This window comes from Rhodococcus sp. P4_F3_2 (genome assembly GCF_056401335.1).
On the sequence record NZ_JBFUJN010000042.1, the window covers coordinates 20,686 to 40,636 of the forward strand.

Sequence of the window (19,951 nt, forward strand, 5' to 3'; positions counted from 1 at the left end):
GTACGTCAGCGGACAGTCCGGTGTGAACACGAGTTCGGGACGGCAGGCAGGGCGCCTGCCGCCCCGAACTCACGTTTCAGATGCGGATCGTTCTACGCGTCAGTTCTTTTCGATGTCTTCGTAGACCGGAACACCGTTCCAGCTGATGGTCACGTTGGAAACGTTCTCCGACCATCCACTGGCAGCGTTGCGGTACCACGTCGGAACTGCGGGCAGGTCCTTGAGCAGGACTTCCTGGGCCTGATCGAGCAGTTCCTGAGCCTTCGCCTGATCGGTCTGGCCGGCCGATTCGCGCAGGAGGCGGTCGAACTCGGGGTTGGAGTAGTCACCGTCGTTGGAGCTGCCGCCGGTCTGGTAGTTCTGCGCCAGGAAGCCGTACTGCTGCGGGTAGTCGCCCTGCCAACCGGAGCGGAAAGAGCTCTGGATGGTGCGGTCGGTGGCTTCGGTGCGGATCTGAGCGAAGGTGGCGTACTGCTTGCCCTTCGCGTCGATACCGAGGGTGTTGCGGATGCTGTTCGCCGTGGCATCGACCCATTCCTGGTGTCCGCCGTCGGAGTTGTAGGCGATCTCGAAGCTGCCGGACCACGGTGCGATGGCGTCGGCCTTGGCCCAAGCAGCCTTGGCCGCCTCAGGATCGAACTTCACGTTGCTGTTACCGGTCAGCGAGTCGTTCCAGCCCTTGATCGCGGGGCTGGTGAAGTCGAGTGCAGGCGTCCTGGTCTTGTTGAAGATCTGCTGGGTGATCTGATCGCGGTTGATCGCCATCGAGATCGCCTGACGGCGGAGCATGCCCTCTTCACCGCTGAAGTGCGGCAGGCGACCCGGGATCGTGAACGTCTCGATGGTTGCCGACGGCTGGTTGACGGTGCGTCCGGGCAGGTCCGACTCGAAGGTCGTGACGGCGCTCGGAGGAACCTGGTCGAGAACGTCGACGTTGTTGGCCAGGAGATCGGTGTACGCCGTGTCGAGGCTGTTGTACATGATGAAGTCGACGCCGGCGTTCTTCGGCTTACGGTTGCCGTTGTAGTCCGGGTTCACGACGGTGTCGATGCGGACGTTGTGCTGCCACGCGCCGGTTCCGTCGAGCTTGTACGGGCCGTTGCCGATCGGGTTCTCACCGAAGGCGGTCATGTCCTTGAACGCGACCTCGGGCAGCGGGTAGTACGCCGTGAAGCCGAGGCGATCGGGGAACGCCGACTCGGGCTGCTTGAGTTCGATGGTGAAGGTGGAGTCGTCCACAACCTTCAGACCCGACATGGTCTGTGCCGTCGGAACCTCGGCGGCAACTTCGTCGTAGCCCTTGATCGGATCGAAGAACGATGCCTGAAGCTGAGCGTTGGTGGAGAGGGCTCCGTAGTTCCACGCGTCGACGAACGACTTCGCGGTGACGGGGGTGCCGTCCGTGAAGGTCCAGCCGTCCTTGAGCTTGACGGTGAAGTTCTGACCGTCGGTGCTCTCGATGGACTCGGCAACCTCGTTCTCCGTACCGCCGTCTGCGGTGTACGAAACGAGACCGGAGAACAGCGAGTCGAGGACGCGGCCGCCCATGTTCTCACTCGTGTTCGTGGGGATCAACGGGTTCTGAGGCTCGCCCGCCCAGGCGTTGACGACGCCACTGGACGATCCGCCCGACGAATCGCCGGACGAACATGCCGTGATCAGCACTGCCGTCATTCCGAGCGCGACCGCGCCGGTCGCTATGCGTGAGATACGCAAAGGAATTCCTTCCACATCTAAGTGACCCCGAGCATGCTCGCGGCCTGCCGACAGCCGTAACTGCCGGCGTCGTGTCGCCTACAACTGAAAGTGAACGTGACTTCGAGTTGCGGTCGAATAATGGTTTGACAATAGACACATCGAACCCGAAGCGCGCACCGCACCCATTGTTGGAAAATTGGGGGTAATTGAATTCGGACACATTCATTCGTCGGCGGAAGTGACCACCCGTCGCATCGATTCGACCGATCGTCGCAGGACAACGGGTTGCAACGTGATGCAACGGTGCGTTTGAGCGAGCTTGTGACTACCCTCACACGGAGTCAGAAAAGTGTCGATCAATGTGGAAAGAAGGCCGTCAGCCATGACAAGCGCAGCCGAAACAGACGTCCCCCAGGCATATCCGCCGAGCGCAGAGTTCGCTGCGGCCGCCAACGCGGGACCGGAGTTGCAGGCTGCCGCAGATACCGACCGCCTCGCTTTCTGGGCGAATCAGGCTGAGCGCCTTCACTGGCACGAGAAATGGACCGACGTCCTCGACTGGACCGACGCCCCCGTCGCCAAGTGGTTCGTCGGCGGCAAGCTCAACGTCGCCTACAACTGCGTCGACCGCCACGTCCTCGCCGGCAACGGCGACCGCGTCGCCATTGCATTCGAAGGCGAACCAGGCGATTCCCGGGATCTGACCTACAACGACCTCCTCGCCGAAGTCAGCCGCGCCGCAAACACTTTCACCGACCTCGGCCTCGTCGCCGGTGACCGCGTCGCGATCTACATGCCGATGATCCCCGAAGCGATCGTCACCATGCTCGCCTGCGCCCGCCTCGGCCTGACGCACTCGGTCGTCTTCGCCGGATTCTCCGCCACCGCCCTACGCTCACGCATCGACGACGCCCAAGCCAAGCTCGTCGTCACCGTCGACGGCCAGTGGCGACGCGGCGCCGCAGCACCCATCAAAACAGCGGTCGACGAATCCGTCGCCGGCGCCGACTCCGTCCAGAACGTGTTGGTGGTCAACCGGACCGGCATCGACGTCGAGTGGACCGACGGCCGCGACCTGTGGTGGCACGAGACCGTCGCGCAAGCCTCGCCCGAGCACGAAGCGCAGGCCTTCGACGCCGAACATCCCCTGTTCATCCTCTACACCTCCGGCACCACCGGTAAGCCCAAGGGCATCATCCACACCTCCGGCGGCTACCTCACCCAGGCGTCGTACACCCACCACAACGTCTTCGATCACAAAGCGGGACAAGACGTCTACTGGTGCACCGCCGACATCGGCTGGGTCACCGGACACTCCTACATCGTCTACGGCCCCCTCTCCAACGGTGTCACCCAGGTCGTCTACGAAGGCACCCCCAACTCCCCGAACGAGCACCGCCACTTCGACATCATCGAGAAGTACGGCGTCTCCATCTACTACACCGCACCCACCCTCGTGCGCACGTTCATGAAGTGGGGCCGGGAAATTCCCGACGCCCACGACTTGTCTTCGATCCGTTTGCTCGGATCTGTGGGCGAGCCCATCAACCCCGAAGCGTGGCGCTGGTTCCGCGACGTCATCGGCGGCAACAAGGCTCCCATCGTCGACACCTGGTGGCAGACCGAGACCGGCGCGATCATGATCTCCCCGCTGCCCGGTATCACCGCCACCAAGCCCGGATCCGCGATGGCACCACTGCCGGGCATTTCCGCGAAGATCGTCGACGACGACGCCAAGCCCCTCGGCCCCGGCGGCAACGGTTACCTCGTCCTCGACGAGCCGTGGCCGGCGATGCTCCGCGGCATCTGGGGCGACATGGACCGCTACCGCGACACCTACTGGTCCCGCTACGCCGAAGAAGGCTGGTACTTCGCCGGTGACGGCGCCAAGTACGACGACGACGGCGCCCTCTGGGTCCTCGGCCGCGTCGACGACGTCATGAACGTCTCCGGTCACCGCATCTCCACCTCCGAGGTGGAGTCAGCACTGGTCAACCATCACGGAGTCGCCGAAGCTGCCGTCGTCGGTGCCGCGGACGAGACCACCGGACAGGGCATCGTCGCGTTCGTCATCCTGCGCGAAGGCGTCGAGAACACCGGTGAGGTTCTGATCGCCGAGCTCAAGGCGCAGGTCTCCACCGACATCAGCCCCATCGCCAAGCCGCGTCAGATCACGATCGTGCCGGAACTGCCAAAAACCCGATCAGGCAAGATCATGCGCCGCCTCCTGCGCGACGTCGCCGAAGGCCGCGACCTCGGAGACACCTCAACCCTGGTCGATCCCAAGGTATTCGACGCAATCCGCGGCAAGTAGGGCCTTCGGCCCCCGTGCGCCTTTCTGGTAGTCCCCACTACCGGAAAGGCGCACAGGGGCGGAGCCCCTCTCGCAACTTCACTTCCTCTTTCGACGTCAGCCAAGACTCCTCGGCCACGCGAATGTCTGCGGCAACCCGCTTGTGCAGAGACTTTCCACGCGAGGAGAGAAACACGCGCACCTTCCGGCGATCGTCCTCACCGACCTCCCGATAGATCAGCGCAAGCGAGACCAACTTGTCCGCAACTCGCGTCAGCGTCGGAGCCGGTGTTCCCGTTCGATCGCGCAGCTCAGCCATCGTCAGCCCCTCGGTCGACGCCAAGGCTTCGAGCGTCATCCAGTGATCGAGAGTGAGATTCTCAGCCGCCAGCGTCTTCTCCGCCGCTGCCGCGGCCATTCGAGCCGCTCGGACCAGCGCGGTCGTCAGCGAAGCATCAAGAATTCCGGAGTCACTTTTTCCCACTGATCGCTCCCCCGCTGTTGCGTACTTCACACTTCTCGGGCAATACTTTCAAATGAAATGATAGTAACCCAGGCCAGGCCGCTGACTTCCGATTCCGGCGGCGACGCATGAGCGCTACCGGCGCGCTCGAACGCGCGCGCAGCGCCGTATGGCGCCTGGGCATGGTGGTTCCCCTCCAAGGACCGGCCGGACTGTTCGGTCCGTCGTGTGAGGCGATCAGCGAATTGGCCGCCCGCGACCTCAACAACTCCGGCGGCGTACTGGGACGCGAAGTCCAGATCGAAGTGATCGACGGCGGCGCCTCGCCGGGCGTCGTCGCAGCCCGCGTGCAACAGCTACTCGACGCAGGTGACATCGACGCCGTCAGCGGTTGGCACATCTCCTCGGTCCGCCACGCACTCGCACCGGTGGTCGCAGGCCGTATTCCGTACTCGTACACCTCGCTCTACGAGGGCGGCGAGGTCAGACCAGGAATCTACTGTTCAGGCGAAACACCACGACAGCAGATCGCGCCGGCACTGAAGTGGCTGCGCGACAACGTCGGAGCGCGCAAGTGGTTCGTCGTCGGCGACGACTACATCTGGCCTCACAGCTCGCTCGGGGCCGTGAGGCAATTCGCCACCGAACTCGACCTCACCCTGGTCGGCGGTTCGTTTGTCGATCTGGGGCGCGGCAACATGAAGCAGTTGGTCGAGACCGTCTCGAACTCCGGTTGCGACGGCGTGATCATGCTCCTCGTCGGGCAGGACGCCGTCGACTTCAACCGAGCCTTCGCCCGCCGAGGCCTCGACGAGTCGATGATCCGGTTCAGCCCGTTGATGGAAGAAAACATGCTGCTCGCAAGCGGCCCCCGCGCAACCCGGAACCTGTTTGCCTCGGCAGCGTACTTCCGCTCGATGGTCGACGGTAACTCCATGGACCTGCTCGGGCGCTACATCGCACTGCACGGCGCGCACGCCCCGGCACTGAACAACGCTGCCGAGTCGTGTTACGAAGGGATACATACCCTTTCGGCCCTGGTTCGACGCGCCGACAGCACCCACCCGCACGCCCTGGACGCCGTCGTCGAAGGCGCCGCGTACGACGGCCCTCGCGGAACCGTCGAGTTTCGCGATCGCGTTGCACGACAGAAGATTCAGCTGGCCGTCGCCGACGGACTCGACTTCTCGATCATCGCCACCCTCTGAAACCTTCCCCTGAGATCCACCTCTTGACTTCTGTGGCGCGCATCACTTAGTTTCATTTGGAATCATTTCATTTGAAAGTAACCCGTCCCGAAAGTAACCGGAGGTGCCCGATGGGCAGTGTTGGTTTGCTTTACGTGGGAGCCGTCCTCTTCGTCAACGGACTGATGCTGCTCGGCACAGTTCCCGTTCGATCCGCCTCGGTCCTCAACCTCTTCGTCGGCGCACTTCAATGCGTCGTCCCCACCGTTTTGTTGATTCAGGCACAGGGAGATTCGAGCGCCGTCCTGGCGGCCTCAGGTCTCTACCTGTTCGGATTCACCTACCTCTACGTGGGAATCAGCAATCTCGCCGGCTTCGAACCGGAAGGAATCGGGTGGTTCTCACTGTTCGTCGCGTGCGCCGCGCTCGTGTACTCCTTCCTCTCGTTCACGGTGAGCAACGACCCCGTCTTCGGGGTCATCTGGCTCGCATGGGCAGCACTGTGGACGCTGTTCTTCCTGGTGCTCGGCCTCGGCCGCGAGAACCTCAGCCGCTTCACCGGCTGGGCAGCAGTCCTGCTGAGCCAGCCCACCTGCACTGTTCCTGCCTTTCTGATCCTGACCGACAACTTCCACACCACACCCGCGGTAGCCGCCGGTTGGGCCGGAGCGCTTCTGGTTCTCCTCGGCCTGGCCAAGATCCTCGCCGCACCCAAAGCCGCAGTACCCCAGACTCATCCAGTCTTCAACTGATCCACACAACCAAGGAGTGAAAGACAATGCGACACGGTGACATCTCCTCGAGCAACGACACGGTCGGCGTAGCAGTAGTCAACTACAAGATGCCCCGCCTGCACGATCGCGCCGGAGTTCTCGAGAACGCGCGCAAGATCGCCGACATGATGATCGGCATGAAGACCGGACTCCCCGGAATGGATCTGGTGGTATTCCCCGAATACTCCACGCAGGGAATCATGTACAACGAAGAGGAGATGTATGCGACAGCGGCAACCATCCCCGGTGACGAGACCGCAATCTTTTCCGCCGCTTGCCGCGAGGCCGATACCTGGGGAATCTTCTCCATCACCGGTGAACAGCACGAAGACCACCCGAACAAGCCGCCGTACAACACGTTGATTCTCATCGACAACAAGGGCGAAATCGTTCAGAAATACCGAAAGATCCTGCCCTGGTGCCCCATCGAAGGTTGGTACCCCGGCGACACCACGTACGTATCCGAGGGTCCCAAGGGCCTGAAGATCTCGCTCATCATCTGCGACGACGGCAACTACCCGGAGATCTGGCGTGACTGCGCGATGAAGGGTGCAGAACTCATCGTCCGCTGCCAGGGCTACATGTACCCCGCCAAGGACCAGCAGGTGATGATGTCCAAGGCAATGGCCTGGGCCAACAATTGTTATGTGGCAGTTGCCAATGCGGCCGGATTCGACGGCGTCTACTCCTACTTCGGACACTCCGCGATCATCGGATTCGACGGTCGGACGTTGGGTGAAACCGGTGAGGAGGAATACGGAATCCAGTACGCACAGCTGTCCGTTTCCGCCATTCGCGATGCACGCGAGAACGATCAGTCCCAGAACCACATCTTCAAGCTCCTTCACCGCGGATACTCCGGCGTGCACGCTGCAGGAGACGGAGACAAGGGCGTCGCGGACTGCCCGTTCGAGTTCTACAAGCTGTGGGTCACCGATGCCCAGAAGGCTCAGGAACGCGTCGAGGCCATCACCCGAGACACAGTGGGCGTAGCGGACTGCCGCGTCGGAAACCTGCCGGTCGAGAAGACAATCGAAGTTTAAGGATCTCGCTGTGCCGTATATCACCGACATGCTCCATGACCGGAACAGTGCAGCACCGCCACCAGCCGAGGAACGATCCGAACCCGTACCGGTCGGGGCCTTCGACGCTCGCAAGCTCTCGAAAGCCCTCAGTTCCAAGATCGTCGGACAACAGGCCGCCGTCGACGCAGTGGTTCGGGCGATTTCGATCGCGCATGTCGGTGCCACGGATCCGACGCGTCCGCTCGCCAACATCCTTCTGGTCGGCCCCACCGGCGTCGGCAAGACGGAGTTGGTGCGGCGCGTGGCCGCGGAACTACGGTCCGGGCCCGACGATCTGTGCCGCATCGACATGAATGCTCTTGCTCAAGAGCATTATGCGGCGTCGTTCTCCGGGGCACCGCCTGGGTACGCCGGCAGCAAGGAGTCCTTCACACTGTTCGACAAGAACACCGTCGAGGGCGATCCGTACACCCCCGGAATCGTCCTGTTCGACGAAGTGGAGAAGGCCGACCCCACCGTTCTACGTGCGCTCCTGCAGGTCCTCGACAACGGCGAACTCCGGTTGGCGAACGGTCAGCAGAAGATCTCGTTCCGCAACAGCTACGTGTTCCTGACCTCGAATCTCGGTTCTGCTGCGGTGGCGGAACGTCGACGGTCCCGGGTGCGGCAGCTCGCCGATCGCGTCCGGATCGATCGACCACACCATGGTCACCACTTGGTGCAGCGCGCTCTCGAGAAGTTCTTCGACCCCGAGTTCTTCAACCGCATCGACGAAACCGTGATCCTCGACGAGTTCGACGAACAGACCGCAGAACAAGTGACCCGGCTCGAGATCGAACTGATCACGACTCGGTTGGCCAGGAGAGGCGTCGACGTCGACGTGGACGACAGCGCCGTCGCACTGTTGCAACGGCGCGGATTCGATCCGGTGTACGGAGCACGTGGCCTGCGCCGAACCATCCGAAACGTCTTGGCCGACCCGGTGGCCGCCGCCGTTCTCGACCTACGACCAGTCGGGACGCAGCCACTCGCCTTGCAGGCGCGGGCAGTTGGTGATCAGATACAGGTAAAGAAAGTCCCATGAGTGCTCGCTCACGTTGCGGATCGAATCCGCAACGTGGGCGACACATTTCAAACATGTCCGCGTAACGCCACCTCCCTAGGTTGGGTGCCTGCACCACAAAGTGCACATGCACAGGCACCCAGGGGAAGTGACGTCATGACAGCAGTGAACGAGCAGGTGTCCGCCGGCGCACCGGACAGGGCAGATCTCGGTGAGAACGCCGCACTGAAGGAGACTCTGGAGGACTACACCCTCCGATTTGCGCCACGCAGCTACCGCAAATGGGGAACCGGCGTCGTCGCGACCTCCGCACTCGGCGGAATCGCGTATCTCGCAGACTTCTCGATCGGCGCCAACATCGGCATCTCGTACGGCACCGGTAACGCATTGCTGGGCATCGCCGTGTTTGCCGTCGTCATCATGGCCACCGGCTTCCCACTCGCCTACTACGCCGCGCGATACAACATCGACCTCGATTTGATCACGCGCGGAAGCGGTTTCGGCTACTACGGCTCCGTGGTCACCAACGTCATCTTCGCGACGTTCACCTTCATCTTCTTCGCGCTCGAAGGTTCCATCATGGCCCAGGGTTTGAAACTGGGGCTCGGGATCCCACTCTCGATCGGCTACGCGGTCTCGACCCTGATGGTCATTCCACTGGTCATCTACGGAATGAAGGCTCTGGCAAAGCTCCAAGTGTGGACGACGCCTCTGTGGCTCGTCATGATGGTGCTGCCGTTCCTGTATCTGCTGTTCAAGCACCCAGATTCGGTGAGCGCGTTCTTCGCCTTCGGCGGTGAGGACGGCGCAAACGGCAAGGGCGTCAACTTCGGATCGGTGATGCTGGCCGCGGGTGTCTGCCTGTCGCTGATCGCACAGATCGCCGAGCAGATCGACTACCTACGCTTCATGCCGCCCAAGACGCCGGAGAACACCCGTCGTTGGTGGGCTGCAGTAATTCTCGCGGGGCCCGGCTGGGTCATCTTCGGCGCGTTCAAGCAGATCGTCGGACTGTTCCTCGCCGTGTACATCATCGCGAACGTCGTCGACGGATCTTCGATCGCCAACCAGCCCGTGCACCAGTTTCTCGAGATCTACCAGGACATGATGCCGCACTGGCTGGCCATGACCCTTGCCGTGATCCTCGTGGTCATCAGCCAGATCAAGATCAACGTCACCAACGCGTACTCCGGCTCACTGGCCTGGACCAACTCGTACACCCGCGTCACCAAGACCTACCCGGGACGCATGATCTTCGTTCTGGTCAACCTGGCGATCGCACTGATCTTGATGGAAGCCAACATGTTCGACTTCCTCAACACGATCCTGGGCTTCTACGCCAACTGCGGTATCGCCTGGGTCGTGGTCGTCGCCTCCGACATCGCGATCAACAAGTACTGGTTGAAGCTCTCCCCGAAGGTCCCCGAGTTCCGACGCGGGATGCTCTACGACGTCAACCCCGTCGGCTTCGTGTCGATGCTGCTGGCCGCGGGCATTTCGATCCTGGTGTTCTTCGGCGCATTCGGTTCGGCGATCAAGCCGTTCTCCCCAATCGTCGCGATCGTCATCGCACTGGTGATGCCGCCGGTCCTCGCCGTCGCCACCAAGGGCAAGTACTACCTACGACGCACCGACGACGGCATCGACCTGCCGATGTTCGACGAGTACGGGAACCCCTCGGGTGAAACGCTTCTGTGCTGCGTCAGCGGCATCGAGTTCGAGCGACCCGACATGCTCGCGTCGAACGTTCCCGGCCCCAACGGCGAGAAGCAGTACATCAGTTCCTTGGCCTTGAGCACCGACAAGACCGGTGAGCACGTCCTGCCTGCTCAGCTTCCCTGACAACTGCTGTGCGCCTTTATTAACCGCCGGGGGTTAATAAAGGGTCTCGCGCATGACCAGCAGCGCAACAAAAGTCAGCGTCGCAGCTACGAGGAGGTAGATGCCGACCCAGCCGACGCCGTAGTTCTTCGCGAGGTAGACGGCGATGAACGGCGCCACCGCAGCGCCCAGAATGCTGGCGGTGTTGTACGCGATTCCCGAGCCCGTGTAGCGGACGTTGGTCGGGAAGAGTTCCGGGAGAACGGCACTCATCGGTCCGAAGGTCAGGCCCATGAGCAGCATGCCCACGATGAGGAACGCCAACATACGACCGTCGTTCATTCCGTCCGGTTCGAGGAACACGCCGAAGGTCAAGCCGAACACCATGATCAGGCCGGTGATGATCAGCAGTGTGATACGACGCCCGTAACGGTCGGCAAGCCAACCCGAGACCGGCACGGCGGCAGCGAAGAACACGACTGCGATGAGCTGCAGGACAAGGAAATCGGTGTACTTGAAGCCGGCGCCGGTTCCGCCGTCGGCCGCCGTCTTGCCGGTTCCGTGGCTGAGTACCCAGGTGGTCATGATGTAGAAGAGCGTGTACGTCGCGAGCATCACGAACGTACCGATGATGAGCTGACGCCAACTGGTCTTGAATACCTCGGCGACCGGGGTCTTGACCTTCTCGCCGCGCTCGACTGCACGCGCGAACACCGGGGTCTCTTCGAGCTTGAGCCTGACGTACAGGCCGATCATCACCATGATTGCGCTGAGCAGGAACGGAATTCGCCATCCCCAGCTCAGGAAGGCGCCTTCGAGGTCCGGGCTGGAATTGTCGTGGTTCATGAACAGCGTGATGATCAGGAACAGTCCGTTGGCCATGAAGAAGCCGATGGGTGCACCGAGCTGCGGCCACATCGCCGCCCAGGCCCGCTTGCCTTCCTTGGCCGTCTCGGTCGCGAGCAGAGCCGCGCCAGACCATTCGCCGCCGAGTCCGAGGCCCTGGCAGAAACGCATGAGCGCCAACAGCGCCGGGGCCAGTAGACCGATCTGGTGATAAGTGGGCAGCAGTCCGATGAGGAAGGTCGCGATGCCCATCGTCAGCAGCGAGCCGACCAGAGTTGCCTTGCGTCCGACGCGGTCACCGAAGTGTCCGAAGAGAATCGAGCCGAGGGGACGGGCGACAAACGCGAGTCCGAACGTCGCCAACGACGCGAGAAGCGCGGTGGTGTCGTTGCCCTTCGGGAAGAACAGGTGCGGGAACACCGATACTGCCGCTGTTGCATAGATGTAGAAGTCGTAGAACTCGATGGACGTACCCACCATGCTGGCAACCACGATTCGGCTGCGCGGCACTCCGGCGACGGTATCTGCGTCGCCGCCCTCCGGCTTGGGTGGGTTCTCACTGACTGACGTGCTCAAAACATGCTCCTGCGCCGTTATACGAAAATTGTCCAATTGGTGGGATGGTGTCCCAATCAGTAGGAATTGAACACCCGCGGGGTTTTCCGGCGCAAATTCGGTTCGCTAATTCGGCTCAGCGAGCAATCCGCGATAAAATCCCGTAAAGGTGAGCCGGGAAGTCTGGTCGGCACGTGCATTCGATGCTTTACAACGTCGATCACGTTCATGTCTGTTGCATCCGAACTCGGGTGCACGAACAAAGGTCGTCCCCACGCGTGATCTCCACTTTGCGTTCCGAACTGTCCCGCTATCTGCGCACCGAAACGGTGGGCGGATCGATACTGCTCATCGCCGCTGCCGTCGCTCTGATCTGGGTGAACTCACCTTTCGGTGAAAGCTACATCGCACTGCGCGACTTCCAGATCGGCCCGTCTGCACTCCATCTGGACCTCAGCCTTGGCACCTGGGCGCAAGACGGACTGCTTGCCGTCTTCTTCTTCGTCGCCGGCCTCGAACTCAAACGCGAACTGGTGGTCGGCGAGCTCGCGGACCGCAAAGCCGCGATGCTCCCGATCATCGCGGCGTGCGGCGGCGTCCTGGTCCCCGCGATCATCGCGGCGTCCATCGGCTTCGGCACTCCAGGTATGGACAAGGGCTGGGCCATTCCCGTCGCGACGGACATCGCTTTTGCCCTCGGCGTGCTCGCTCTCACCGGATCGAAGATCCCCGCAAGCGCCCGAGTCTTCCTGCTCAGCCTGGCCGTCGTCGACGATCTGCTCGCCATCATCCTCATCGCCGTACTGTTCACCGGCTCCCTCGCGATGTTGTGGCTGCTGACCGCGGCCGCAGCCCTCGCTGTCTACGCCTACGCCCAGCACAAGCGCATCACGACGCCGTTCCTCTACGTCCCGCTGGCACTACTGACCTGGTACGCGATGCACGAAGCGGGGATACACGCCACACTCGCGGGCGTCGCGCTCGGCCTACTCACCCGTGTCAGGCGCGATCCGGACGAGGAGTACGCGCCGGGCAGCCGCCTCGAGCACCGCATTCAGCCGTACTCCGCAGGCTTCTGCGTCCCCGTCTTCGCACTGTTCGCCTCCGGTGTTCCGATCAACGCCGCGGTACTCGGCGACATTTTCACCGACCCCGTCGGGCAATCGGTTGTCGTCGGCCTTCTGGTCGGAAAGACCGTCGGAATCTTCGGAATTTCCCTGCTCGCGATCAAATTGGGCATAGCCACCAAGCCCAAGACACTGGAATTGAGAGACATGTTTGCCCTCTCAGTTCTCGGTGGCATCGGGTTCACCGTTAGCCTGCTTGTAGCAGACCTCGCATTGGACGGGGTCGGCGATGGCAGCGAGGCCGAGATAGCGAAGGCCGCAGTTCTCGTGACATCGTTGGTGGCATCGCTGATCGGATCAGCGCTGCTGTGGCGACGTGGACGAGTTCATGCGGCTCGAGACGACGCTTCCACCGCCATTGCCACGGACGCGAGAGAACTACCTGGAGAGGTCGACAAGTGAGCTTGACCAACGGAGAGAGCCAGCGCTTCACCGGAGATGGAGTACCGAACACGGTCTCGTCCATCCCTCTCACCGATGTGGACGCCCGCACGCCGGGTGAGGCCACCATCGGGGCCCTCGTCAAGGACGCGACCGCACAGGTCTCCACCCTCGTGCGCGCCGAGGTTGAACTTGCCAAGGCCGAGGTCACGGGCGAGGTCAAGAAGGGTCTGCAGGGCAGTGTCTTCTTCATCCTGGCCTTCACGGTTCTGCTGTTCAGCTCGTTCTTCTTCTTTTTCTTCCTGGCCGAGATGCTCGATACCTGGGTGCCGCGCTGGCTGGCGTTCCTCATCGTCTTCCTGATCATGGTGGTGACCACCGCGATTCTGGCGCTGCTCGGTTATCTGCGTGTGCGCAAGCTGAGGGCTCCGGAGAAGACGATCGAATCGCTCAAGCAGGCCAAGAACGTCCTTCCCGGCAGCCATGACGACGCAAAGCCGTCTGTCGATTTCAACGCGCGCCGGTAGCGAGTCTGATCGAAAGTGGCAGCCCCAGATCCATCCACCGTCAGGTTCGACGGCCCCTGGATTCACCGGGACATTCACGCCAACGGCATCCGGTTTCACGTCGTCGAGGTAGGCGACGCGGAGCCGGATGCTCCGTTGGTGGTCCTGTTGCACGGATTCGCCGATTTCTGGTGGTCCTGGCGCCATCAGTTGACGGCACTGTCGGAACAGGGATTCCGCGTCGTCGCCATGGATCTTCGTGGGTACGGCGATTCCGACAAGCCCCCTCGCGGCTACGACGGTTGGACGCTCGCCGGTGACGTAGCCGGTCTCATTCGTGCGATGGGTTACGGCAAGGCCACGCTGATCGGTCATGCCGACGGCGGGTTGGTGTGCTGGGCGACCGCGCTCCTGCATCCACGCCTGGTGCGGTCGATCGCGTTGATCTCGTCGCCACACCCGATGGCACTCAAGAAAGCAGTCGTGCGCGACCCATATCAGCGCCGCGCGCTTTTGCCCTCTTTCCTGGCCTATCAGGTACCGCTACGCCCGGAACGTCGGTTGACGGCCGACAACGGCGCCGAGGTGGAGCGTCTGGTTCGCTCGCGGTCCGGCCCCACCTGGCCGCAGCAACCCGAGTTCGCGGACGTGATGACCAAGATGCGGGCCGCGATCCGGATCCCGGGCGTCGCGCATTCCACGCTGGAGTACCAGCGCTGGGCCTTCCGCAGCCAGCTTCGGCCCGAGGGTCGTCGTTTCATGCGTTTGATGGATCAGGTTCTTCGCATTCCGATCGTCCAGATTCACGGCGAACTCGACCCGTACGTGCTCACCCGTACCGTGCGGCGCGACAAGCATTGGGCTCCCGGCGAGAAACTGCGCACCATTGCGGGAGTTGGTCACTACGCGCATCAGGAAGCCCCCGAGCGCGTCAACCGCGAACTCGAGGACTTCCTCCTTACAGAGCAGTGACCGCTACAGAATGCAGGCGCCTGTCGGCACCGGCGTCGACGCCGAGGCAGCCGCGTTCAACTGGCGCGATACTTCCTGGGCGGTGAGGACGAATCCGGTGTCGCTGTCGTCGACGGCGGCACCGAACACGACGCCGAGGACGCGCCCCTGATCGTCGACCATCGGCCCACCAGAGTTGCCCTGCCTGATGGATCCGCGGACGGTGTAGACCTCACGTTGAGTGGTTCCGGCCTTGTAGATGTCCGGTCCGTTCAGGTTCAGGACCTCACGAACGCGGGCTGCGCTGGCCGTGTACGGACCGCCGCCTGGGTAACCGAGCACCAACGCGTTGTCGCCGGTCTGAGCCTGCTCCGGAGCAAACGGCAGCACCGGTGCGTCCAGTCCGGGAACCGCCAGAATCGCGATGTCGACGGCGGAGTCGAAGAGAACCACCTGCGCGGGCAGCGCGCCCTCCATGGTGTCCACCGTGATGCTCTCGGTTCCGGCAACCACGTGTGCGTTGGTCATGACGCGTTCGGGAGCGACGATGAATCCGGATCCCTCGAGCGCGCGCTGGCAACTCGGTGCGACGCCGTTGATGCGTAGAACACTCGGACGCAACTGCGCCGCCAACGGACTGGCCAGAACGCTCGCGTCGGGTGCTTCGACCTCGGTGATGGGCGTACGCCCGAACGGGCCGATGACGTCTGGCAGGCCGGAGGTGTCGAGCAACGCCGAAAACTCCGTCGGGATGCGGCGCAGCCACTGCGGGGCCAGTTCGTCCACGCTGGCGAGAACATCCGAACCACGAACAGCGGCGGCAATATTCGGCTGCGACGAAGAAGTGAGCGGAATCGCGAGCAACCACGCCGCGACCACGACGGCCACCGCCTGTAGACCCGCACCGATGACGCTGTCGACGGATCGCGCCGTCGGACTGTGCATTCCGCTGCGCGCCGCGCGTCCGAGCACCATGCCGGCGACTTCGCCGATGATGACCAACACCACGATCAGCGAGATGCCCGCGAGGATGCGCAGCTTGCCTTCGGTGACGTGCACGAGCAGGTGGGGCGCCAACAGAATTCCGGCGACGGCACCGAGGATCACGCCGACAAACGCCAACGCCGACGCCACCGCACCCTGACGCCATCCGGACGTGGCCGCGATGAGGGCGACCAGAACGATGGCGATGTCCACCCAACGAGAACCTGTCATCGCGGCACCGCCGAATCCTCGACACCTTCACCGAACTCGGACAGCGCTGTGTCCAGGTCTCTCACGTCCTCGTAGTTCCACGGAATCTCCCAGCCCGACACCGTGAACAGCGCCGCGAGGATTCCTGCTGTGAACCCCCAGACCAGCATGCCGTCGGCGCGGAACGCCGGGCCCTGGTATCCGAGGGGATGGCGAACCTGAAACCGGTTGTCGGGGTCGAGCAACGTGCGCAGCGGCACCCTGGCCACCCGTCCGACCTCGCCCTCGTCCTGAATCCCCACCGTCGTCGGCTGCTCCCAGTAGCCGAGCACCGGCGTCACGTCGAAACCCGACGGCGGGATGAAGATCTCCGGCAGCACGGTGAGCGGCTGAACTCCGCTCGGATCAAGCCCGGTTTCCTCCTGCGCTTCACGCAACGCGGTGCCGATGGGGCCGTCGTCGCCCGGATCGGCGGCGCCGCCCGGGAATGCGACCTGTCCGCTGTGCTGACGCATCGTCGACGCCCGTTGGGTCAGCAACACGTCTGCGCCCTCCGGCAAGCCGCCGACGGCGAGAGGGTCTGCCTCACGCGGTCCGCCGAAGAGCACGAGCACCGCGGCCGGACGCGTCACGGTCCCGCGCGGCGCGCGACGCTCGAGGACGGGGTTGATCCGGTGTGGATCGGTGGGCTCGGTGCTGGCAACAGCGCGCAACCACTCGGGAACCGGTGTGCTCATACGACGACTCCCAGATATTGCGCCGCAGCGGCGGCGATTTCGTCCGCACTGCGGAAAGGTTGAGGCAAGACCTTGGCGACTGTTCCATCCGCGCGCACGAGCACCGACACCGGCAGCACCGGCGGTGCGCCCACTGCGATCCGTACCTTGCCGTCACCGTCCTGGACGCCGGGTAAACGCACCGAGTAGTCGATGAGTCGCGTCAAAGCGTTCTCCTGATTCGGATCCGAATGCACCGTCAAAACGTTGATGCTGCCCTCGGCGCGCTCCGCGAATTCCTGAAGGTACGGAAGCTCTTCGGCGCATGGCGCGCACCAGTACGCCCACAAGTTGAGCAGAGTCGGTTTTCCGCCGACCGCTGCGGCAAGGTCGACGGGCCGACCGTCGGACACGCAGTCGAGGGTGATTCCGGCCAGAGCCGAGCCGGCCGGAGCTTCGCCCGTCGGAGTCGGACAGGGAGCCAGTGAGGCCTGGCTACGGAGTTGATCGAGCGATTCCGACGACGGAGTGAACGTCGGCGGCTGATACGCGGACGACGACGGACCCGTGGACGTGGGCGTCGTGTCGTCTCCCCCGCGCGGCCAGATCGCCACGACGAGAGCCGCGACGACCACGAGCGCAGCGAGAGACCATCTTCCAGCACTTGTCATCGGCGATCACAACCCTGCCAGGGCGAGCAGATGGTCGGTCTCGGGGCCTTTCACCAGGGCCGCGGCCTCGGTTTTGTCGGTCGGGCCGAGTCCGTACGACGGGCAGTCCTTGGCCAGAACGCACACCCCGCACGCGGGCTTGCGCGCGTGGCAGACCCGGCGGCCGTGAAAGATCACGCGGTGCGAGAGCAGTGTCCATTCCTTACGTTCGATCAGTGCCCCGACGGCGTGTTCCACCTTGACGGCATCTTCTTCCTCGGTCCACTTCCACCGGCGCACGAGCCGACCGAAGTGGGTGTCGACGGTGATTCCCGGGATGTCGAAGGCATTGCCCAGCACGACGTTCGCGGTCTTGCGTCCGATGCCTGGGAGTTTCACCAGATCTTCGAGCTTGTTCGGGACCTGACCGTCGTGGCGTTCGAGTAGCGCCTGACCGAGGCCGATCAACGACGTCGTCTTGTTCCGGTAGAAGCCGGTGGAGCGGATGTACTCCTCTAGTTCGGTCCGATCGGCTTCCGCGTATGCCTTCGCGTCGGGATAGCGGGCGAAGAGCGCCGGCGTGACCATGTTGACGCGGACGTCAGTGCATTGCGCCGACAGGATTGTCGCCACTGCCAGTTCCAACGGAGTCGTGAAGTCGAGTTCGCAATACACGTGCGGGAAAGCCACAGCGAGCTCGCGATTCATCCGACGCGCCCGGCGTACCAATCCGAGGTGTGATTCTTCCTTCCGCGCACCCCCCGAACGCGGTTTCTTCCGCTGCTCTGAACTGCCTGTCGGGGTGGTCTGCACTCAGACAACTGTACGGATACGACATGAGTGGAGACTCCGTCGTGTCGATTCTGAGACCTTCGACGTGTTTACTTCCCCCTATGCAAGGACTCGCAGTAATTCTCTTTCCGCTACTGCTGATGCTCTTTGCCCTGGCGATGGAACGAGTCGAAGGGCGATTGCGTCGGCTCTCGGTTCAAGAGCACGAAGTAGAAGACTTCCTCGATCAGGCAAGTCACGACGACGTCGCCCGCCTGGCAAGCGATGGGTTTCCCCATGCGTTCGCTCGCTTCCACCGGAAGCGGAAGGGCCGCCAGTCGGAGGCTCCCGAGAGCGCCAGCCTGGGCGAAATCCGGACACAACGGGCAAGTTGACGGCCATACAAAGTAGTCACCGCAGCGGATTCCGGAAGAATTTTCGGCTCTTACGTGGCATCAATCACTCGTCGCGAGCTATCGGGACGTAGACTTCGATGCCGTACCTGTTGCATTGAACACAGATTGCATTGGACACAGTGTCTCACTCATGAGGGCTGAGCCTGTGTACGACGGTTTGTGCGCAGCGCGGGTACAAAGATAGTTAGCGCAAAAATGACACCACAAACGAACAAATCCCAACAAGGAGCGCACGTGGACGACGTCCTGGCAAGAGCCGGCATCTTCCAAGGAGTCGAGCCCTCAGCGGTAGCGGCGCTGACAAAGCAGCTGCAGCCCGTCGACTTCCCCCGTGGACATGTCATCTTCAACGAAGGTGAACCCGGTGACCGCCTGTACATCATCGTGTCCGGCAAGGTGAAGATCGGTCGACGCTCACCCGACGGTCGCGAGAACCTACTGACGATCATGGGCCCGTCCGACATGTTCGGCGAACTGTCCATCTTCGACCCCGGCCCCCGCACCTCGACGGCTACGACCGTCACCGAGGTTCGCGCCGTGAGCATGGACCGCGACGCTCTCAAGGCATGGATCCAGCAGCGCCCCGAGATCGCCGAGCAGCTGCTGCGCGTTCTCGCCCGCCGACTGCGTCGTACCAACAACACCCTGGCCGACCTGATCTTCACGGACGTTCCCGGCCGTGTGGCCAAGGCGCTCCTGCAGCTCGCGCAGCGCTTCGGCACTCAGGAAGGTGGCGCCCTGCGCGTCACTCACGACCTCACGCAGGAAGAGATCGCCCAGCTCGTCGGCGCTTCCCGCGAGACCGTCAACAAGGCGCTCGCCGATTTCGCACACCGCGGATGGCTGCGCCTCGAAGGCAAGAGCGTTCTGATCTCGGATTCCGAGCGTCTGGCTCGTCGCGCCCGCTAGTTTCTTCCTTCTCGACTCTTTCGGCCGCTCCCACTTCGGTGGGGGCGGCCGAAGTCATTCCCTGGACTCTTGTTGTACCTATCGGTAAAGTGTGTACCGATAGGTACACATCCGATCGAGAGGCCACGCAATGACCGTCCGAGCACCGATTCCGCCCTTCACCCACGAAACCGCCGTCCAGAAGGTCCGCCTCGCCGAGGACGGATGGAACTCACGCGATCCGCACAAGGTGTCGCTGGCCTACACGCCGGACAGTTGGTGGCGCAATCGGTCGACGTTCGTCACCGGCCGATCCGAAATCGTCGAACTTCTGACCGAGAAGTGGACCCGCGAGCTGGACTACCGGTTGATCAAAGAGTTGTGGGCACACGGCGACGACCGCATCGCCGTGCGATTCGCGTACGAGTGGCACGATCACGACGGGCAGTGGTTCCGCTCCTACGGCAACGAGAACTGGGAATTCGACGCGGACGGCCTCATGCACCACCGTCATGCCAGCATCAACGACGTCCCCATCGCGGAGTCCGAGCGAAAGTTCTTCTGGGATTCGACCGGACCACGCCCGCACGATCATCCGGGCCTGAGCGAGTTGGGTCTGTGATGAAA

The 19,951-nt window shown here is 62.9% G+C and carries 19 protein-coding genes; 12 read left to right on the top strand and 7 right to left on the bottom strand.

Annotation, left to right across the window (positions count from 1 at the left end):
* Window positions 1-99 precede the first annotated feature (99 nt).
* Entirely contained in the window at window positions 100-1,716 is a 1,617-nt protein-coding gene (locus AC1DWA_RS29075; RefSeq protein ID WP_020968269.1) for a peptide ABC transporter substrate-binding protein, read from the bottom strand.
* Between the two features lie 364 nt (window positions 1,717-2,080).
* On the opposite strand from AC1DWA_RS29075, the gene acs reads away from it, so the two are divergent.
* Window positions 2,081-4,012: an acetate--CoA ligase gene (gene acs / locus AC1DWA_RS29080; RefSeq protein WP_020968268.1), complete on the top strand. Its 1,932-nt coding sequence runs from the start codon at window positions 2,081-2,083 to the stop codon at window positions 4,010-4,012.
* 37 nt (window positions 4,013-4,049) lie between these two features.
* On the opposite strand, the gene AC1DWA_RS29085 is transcribed toward acs, so the two are convergent.
* Window positions 4,050-4,475 carry a MarR family transcriptional regulator gene (locus tag AC1DWA_RS29085; protein WP_041815521.1) on the bottom strand — a complete coding sequence of 142 codons (426 nt, stop codon included), beginning with the start codon at window positions 4,473-4,475 and terminating at the stop codon, window positions 4,050-4,052.
* A 107-nt stretch (window positions 4,476-4,582) separates the two neighbouring features.
* Between AC1DWA_RS29085 and AC1DWA_RS29090 the strand changes: the two genes are divergently transcribed.
* The 5 genes from AC1DWA_RS29090 to AC1DWA_RS29110 all read left to right on the top strand — a co-directional run bounded on the left by AC1DWA_RS29090 (window position 4,583) and on the right by AC1DWA_RS29110 (window position 10,344).
* Window positions 4,583-5,662 (top strand): substrate-binding domain-containing protein, encoded by a 1,080-nt coding sequence (locus AC1DWA_RS29090; protein ID WP_020905975.1) that lies wholly within the window; start codon window positions 4,583-4,585, stop codon window positions 5,660-5,662.
* A gap of 110 nt (window positions 5,663-5,772) precedes the next feature.
* Window positions 5,773-6,393, top strand: a complete 621-nt coding sequence (locus AC1DWA_RS29095) for an AmiS/UreI family transporter (protein WP_019746631.1) — start codon at window positions 5,773-5,775, stop codon at window positions 6,391-6,393.
* 26 nt (window positions 6,394-6,419) lie between these two features.
* Complete coding sequence (locus tag AC1DWA_RS29100; protein ID WP_019746630.1) at window positions 6,420-7,457, top strand: aliphatic amidase; 1,038 nt, start codon at window positions 6,420-6,422, stop codon at window positions 7,455-7,457.
* 10 nt (window positions 7,458-7,467) lie between these two features.
* Complete coding sequence (locus AC1DWA_RS29105) at window positions 7,468-8,523, top strand: AAA family ATPase (RefSeq protein ID WP_019746629.1); 1,056 nt, start codon at window positions 7,468-7,470, stop codon at window positions 8,521-8,523.
* Between the two features lie 135 nt (window positions 8,524-8,658).
* The gene (locus AC1DWA_RS29110) at window positions 8,659-10,344 is read left to right on the top strand and encodes a purine-cytosine permease family protein (RefSeq protein ID WP_019746628.1); all 1,686 of its coding nucleotides are present in this window, start codon (window positions 8,659-8,661) and stop codon (window positions 10,342-10,344) included.
* Window positions 10,345-10,377: 33 nt separating this feature from the next.
* Here the strand turns inward: AC1DWA_RS29110 and AC1DWA_RS29115 are convergent, their stop codons facing one another.
* Window positions 10,378-11,745, bottom strand: coding sequence for an MFS transporter (locus AC1DWA_RS29115; protein WP_477917382.1), 1,368 nt, complete (start codon window positions 11,743-11,745; stop codon window positions 10,378-10,380).
* 173 nt (window positions 11,746-11,918) lie between these two features.
* On the opposite strand from AC1DWA_RS29115, the gene nhaA reads away from it, so the two are divergent.
* From nhaA to AC1DWA_RS29130, 3 genes are read left to right on the top strand one after another with little or no spacing between them, the layout of a single operon-like run.
* The gene (gene nhaA / locus AC1DWA_RS29120; RefSeq protein WP_019746626.1) at window positions 11,919-13,253 is read left to right on the top strand and encodes a Na+/H+ antiporter NhaA; all 1,335 of its coding nucleotides are present in this window, start codon (window positions 11,919-11,921) and stop codon (window positions 13,251-13,253) included.
* Window positions 13,250-13,759, top strand: a complete 510-nt coding sequence (locus AC1DWA_RS29125; RefSeq protein WP_019746625.1) for a phage holin family protein — start codon at window positions 13,250-13,252, stop codon at window positions 13,757-13,759. The genes nhaA and AC1DWA_RS29125 overlap by 4 nt, the downstream gene beginning before the upstream one ends.
* Before the next feature lie 15 nt (window positions 13,760-13,774).
* Window positions 13,775-14,710, top strand: a complete 936-nt coding sequence (locus tag AC1DWA_RS29130; RefSeq protein ID WP_070385864.1) for an alpha/beta fold hydrolase — start codon at window positions 13,775-13,777, stop codon at window positions 14,708-14,710.
* 3 nt (window positions 14,711-14,713) lie between these two features.
* Here AC1DWA_RS29130 and AC1DWA_RS29135 read toward each other — a convergent pair whose 3' ends face one another.
* From AC1DWA_RS29135 to nth, 4 genes are read right to left on the bottom strand one after another with little or no spacing between them, the layout of a single operon-like run.
* Entirely contained in the window at window positions 14,714-15,904 is a 1,191-nt protein-coding gene (locus AC1DWA_RS29135; RefSeq protein WP_019746623.1) for a MarP family serine protease, read from the bottom strand.
* Window positions 15,901-16,620, bottom strand: coding sequence for an NUDIX hydrolase (locus tag AC1DWA_RS29140; protein ID WP_019746622.1), 720 nt, complete (start codon window positions 16,618-16,620; stop codon window positions 15,901-15,903). The genes AC1DWA_RS29135 and AC1DWA_RS29140 overlap by 4 nt, the downstream gene beginning before the upstream one ends.
* Window positions 16,617-17,270 carry a TlpA family protein disulfide reductase gene (locus tag AC1DWA_RS29145; protein WP_020905971.1) on the bottom strand — a complete coding sequence of 218 codons (654 nt, stop codon included), beginning with the start codon at window positions 17,268-17,270 and terminating at the stop codon, window positions 16,617-16,619. Before AC1DWA_RS29145 ends, AC1DWA_RS29140 begins: the two co-directional genes overlap by 4 nt.
* Window positions 17,271-17,276: 6 nt before the next feature.
* Window positions 17,277-18,062: an endonuclease III gene (gene nth, locus AC1DWA_RS29150; protein WP_003943471.1), complete on the bottom strand. Its 786-nt coding sequence runs from the start codon at window positions 18,060-18,062 to the stop codon at window positions 17,277-17,279.
* Between the two features lie 80 nt (window positions 18,063-18,142).
* On the opposite strand from nth, the gene AC1DWA_RS29155 reads away from it, so the two are divergent.
* From AC1DWA_RS29155 to AC1DWA_RS29165, 3 genes are all read left to right on the top strand, one after another.
* The gene (locus tag AC1DWA_RS29155; protein WP_019746620.1) at window positions 18,143-18,415 is read left to right on the top strand and encodes a hypothetical protein; all 273 of its coding nucleotides are present in this window, start codon (window positions 18,143-18,145) and stop codon (window positions 18,413-18,415) included.
* A gap of 255 nt (window positions 18,416-18,670) precedes the next feature.
* The gene (locus AC1DWA_RS29160) at window positions 18,671-19,345 is read left to right on the top strand and encodes a Crp/Fnr family transcriptional regulator (protein WP_003943506.1); all 675 of its coding nucleotides are present in this window, start codon (window positions 18,671-18,673) and stop codon (window positions 19,343-19,345) included.
* A gap of 130 nt (window positions 19,346-19,475) precedes the next feature.
* Window positions 19,476-19,946 carry a nuclear transport factor 2 family protein gene (locus AC1DWA_RS29165; protein ID WP_019746619.1) on the top strand — a complete coding sequence of 157 codons (471 nt, stop codon included), beginning with the start codon at window positions 19,476-19,478 and terminating at the stop codon, window positions 19,944-19,946.
* The last annotated feature ends 5 nt before the right edge of the window (window positions 19,947-19,951 follow it).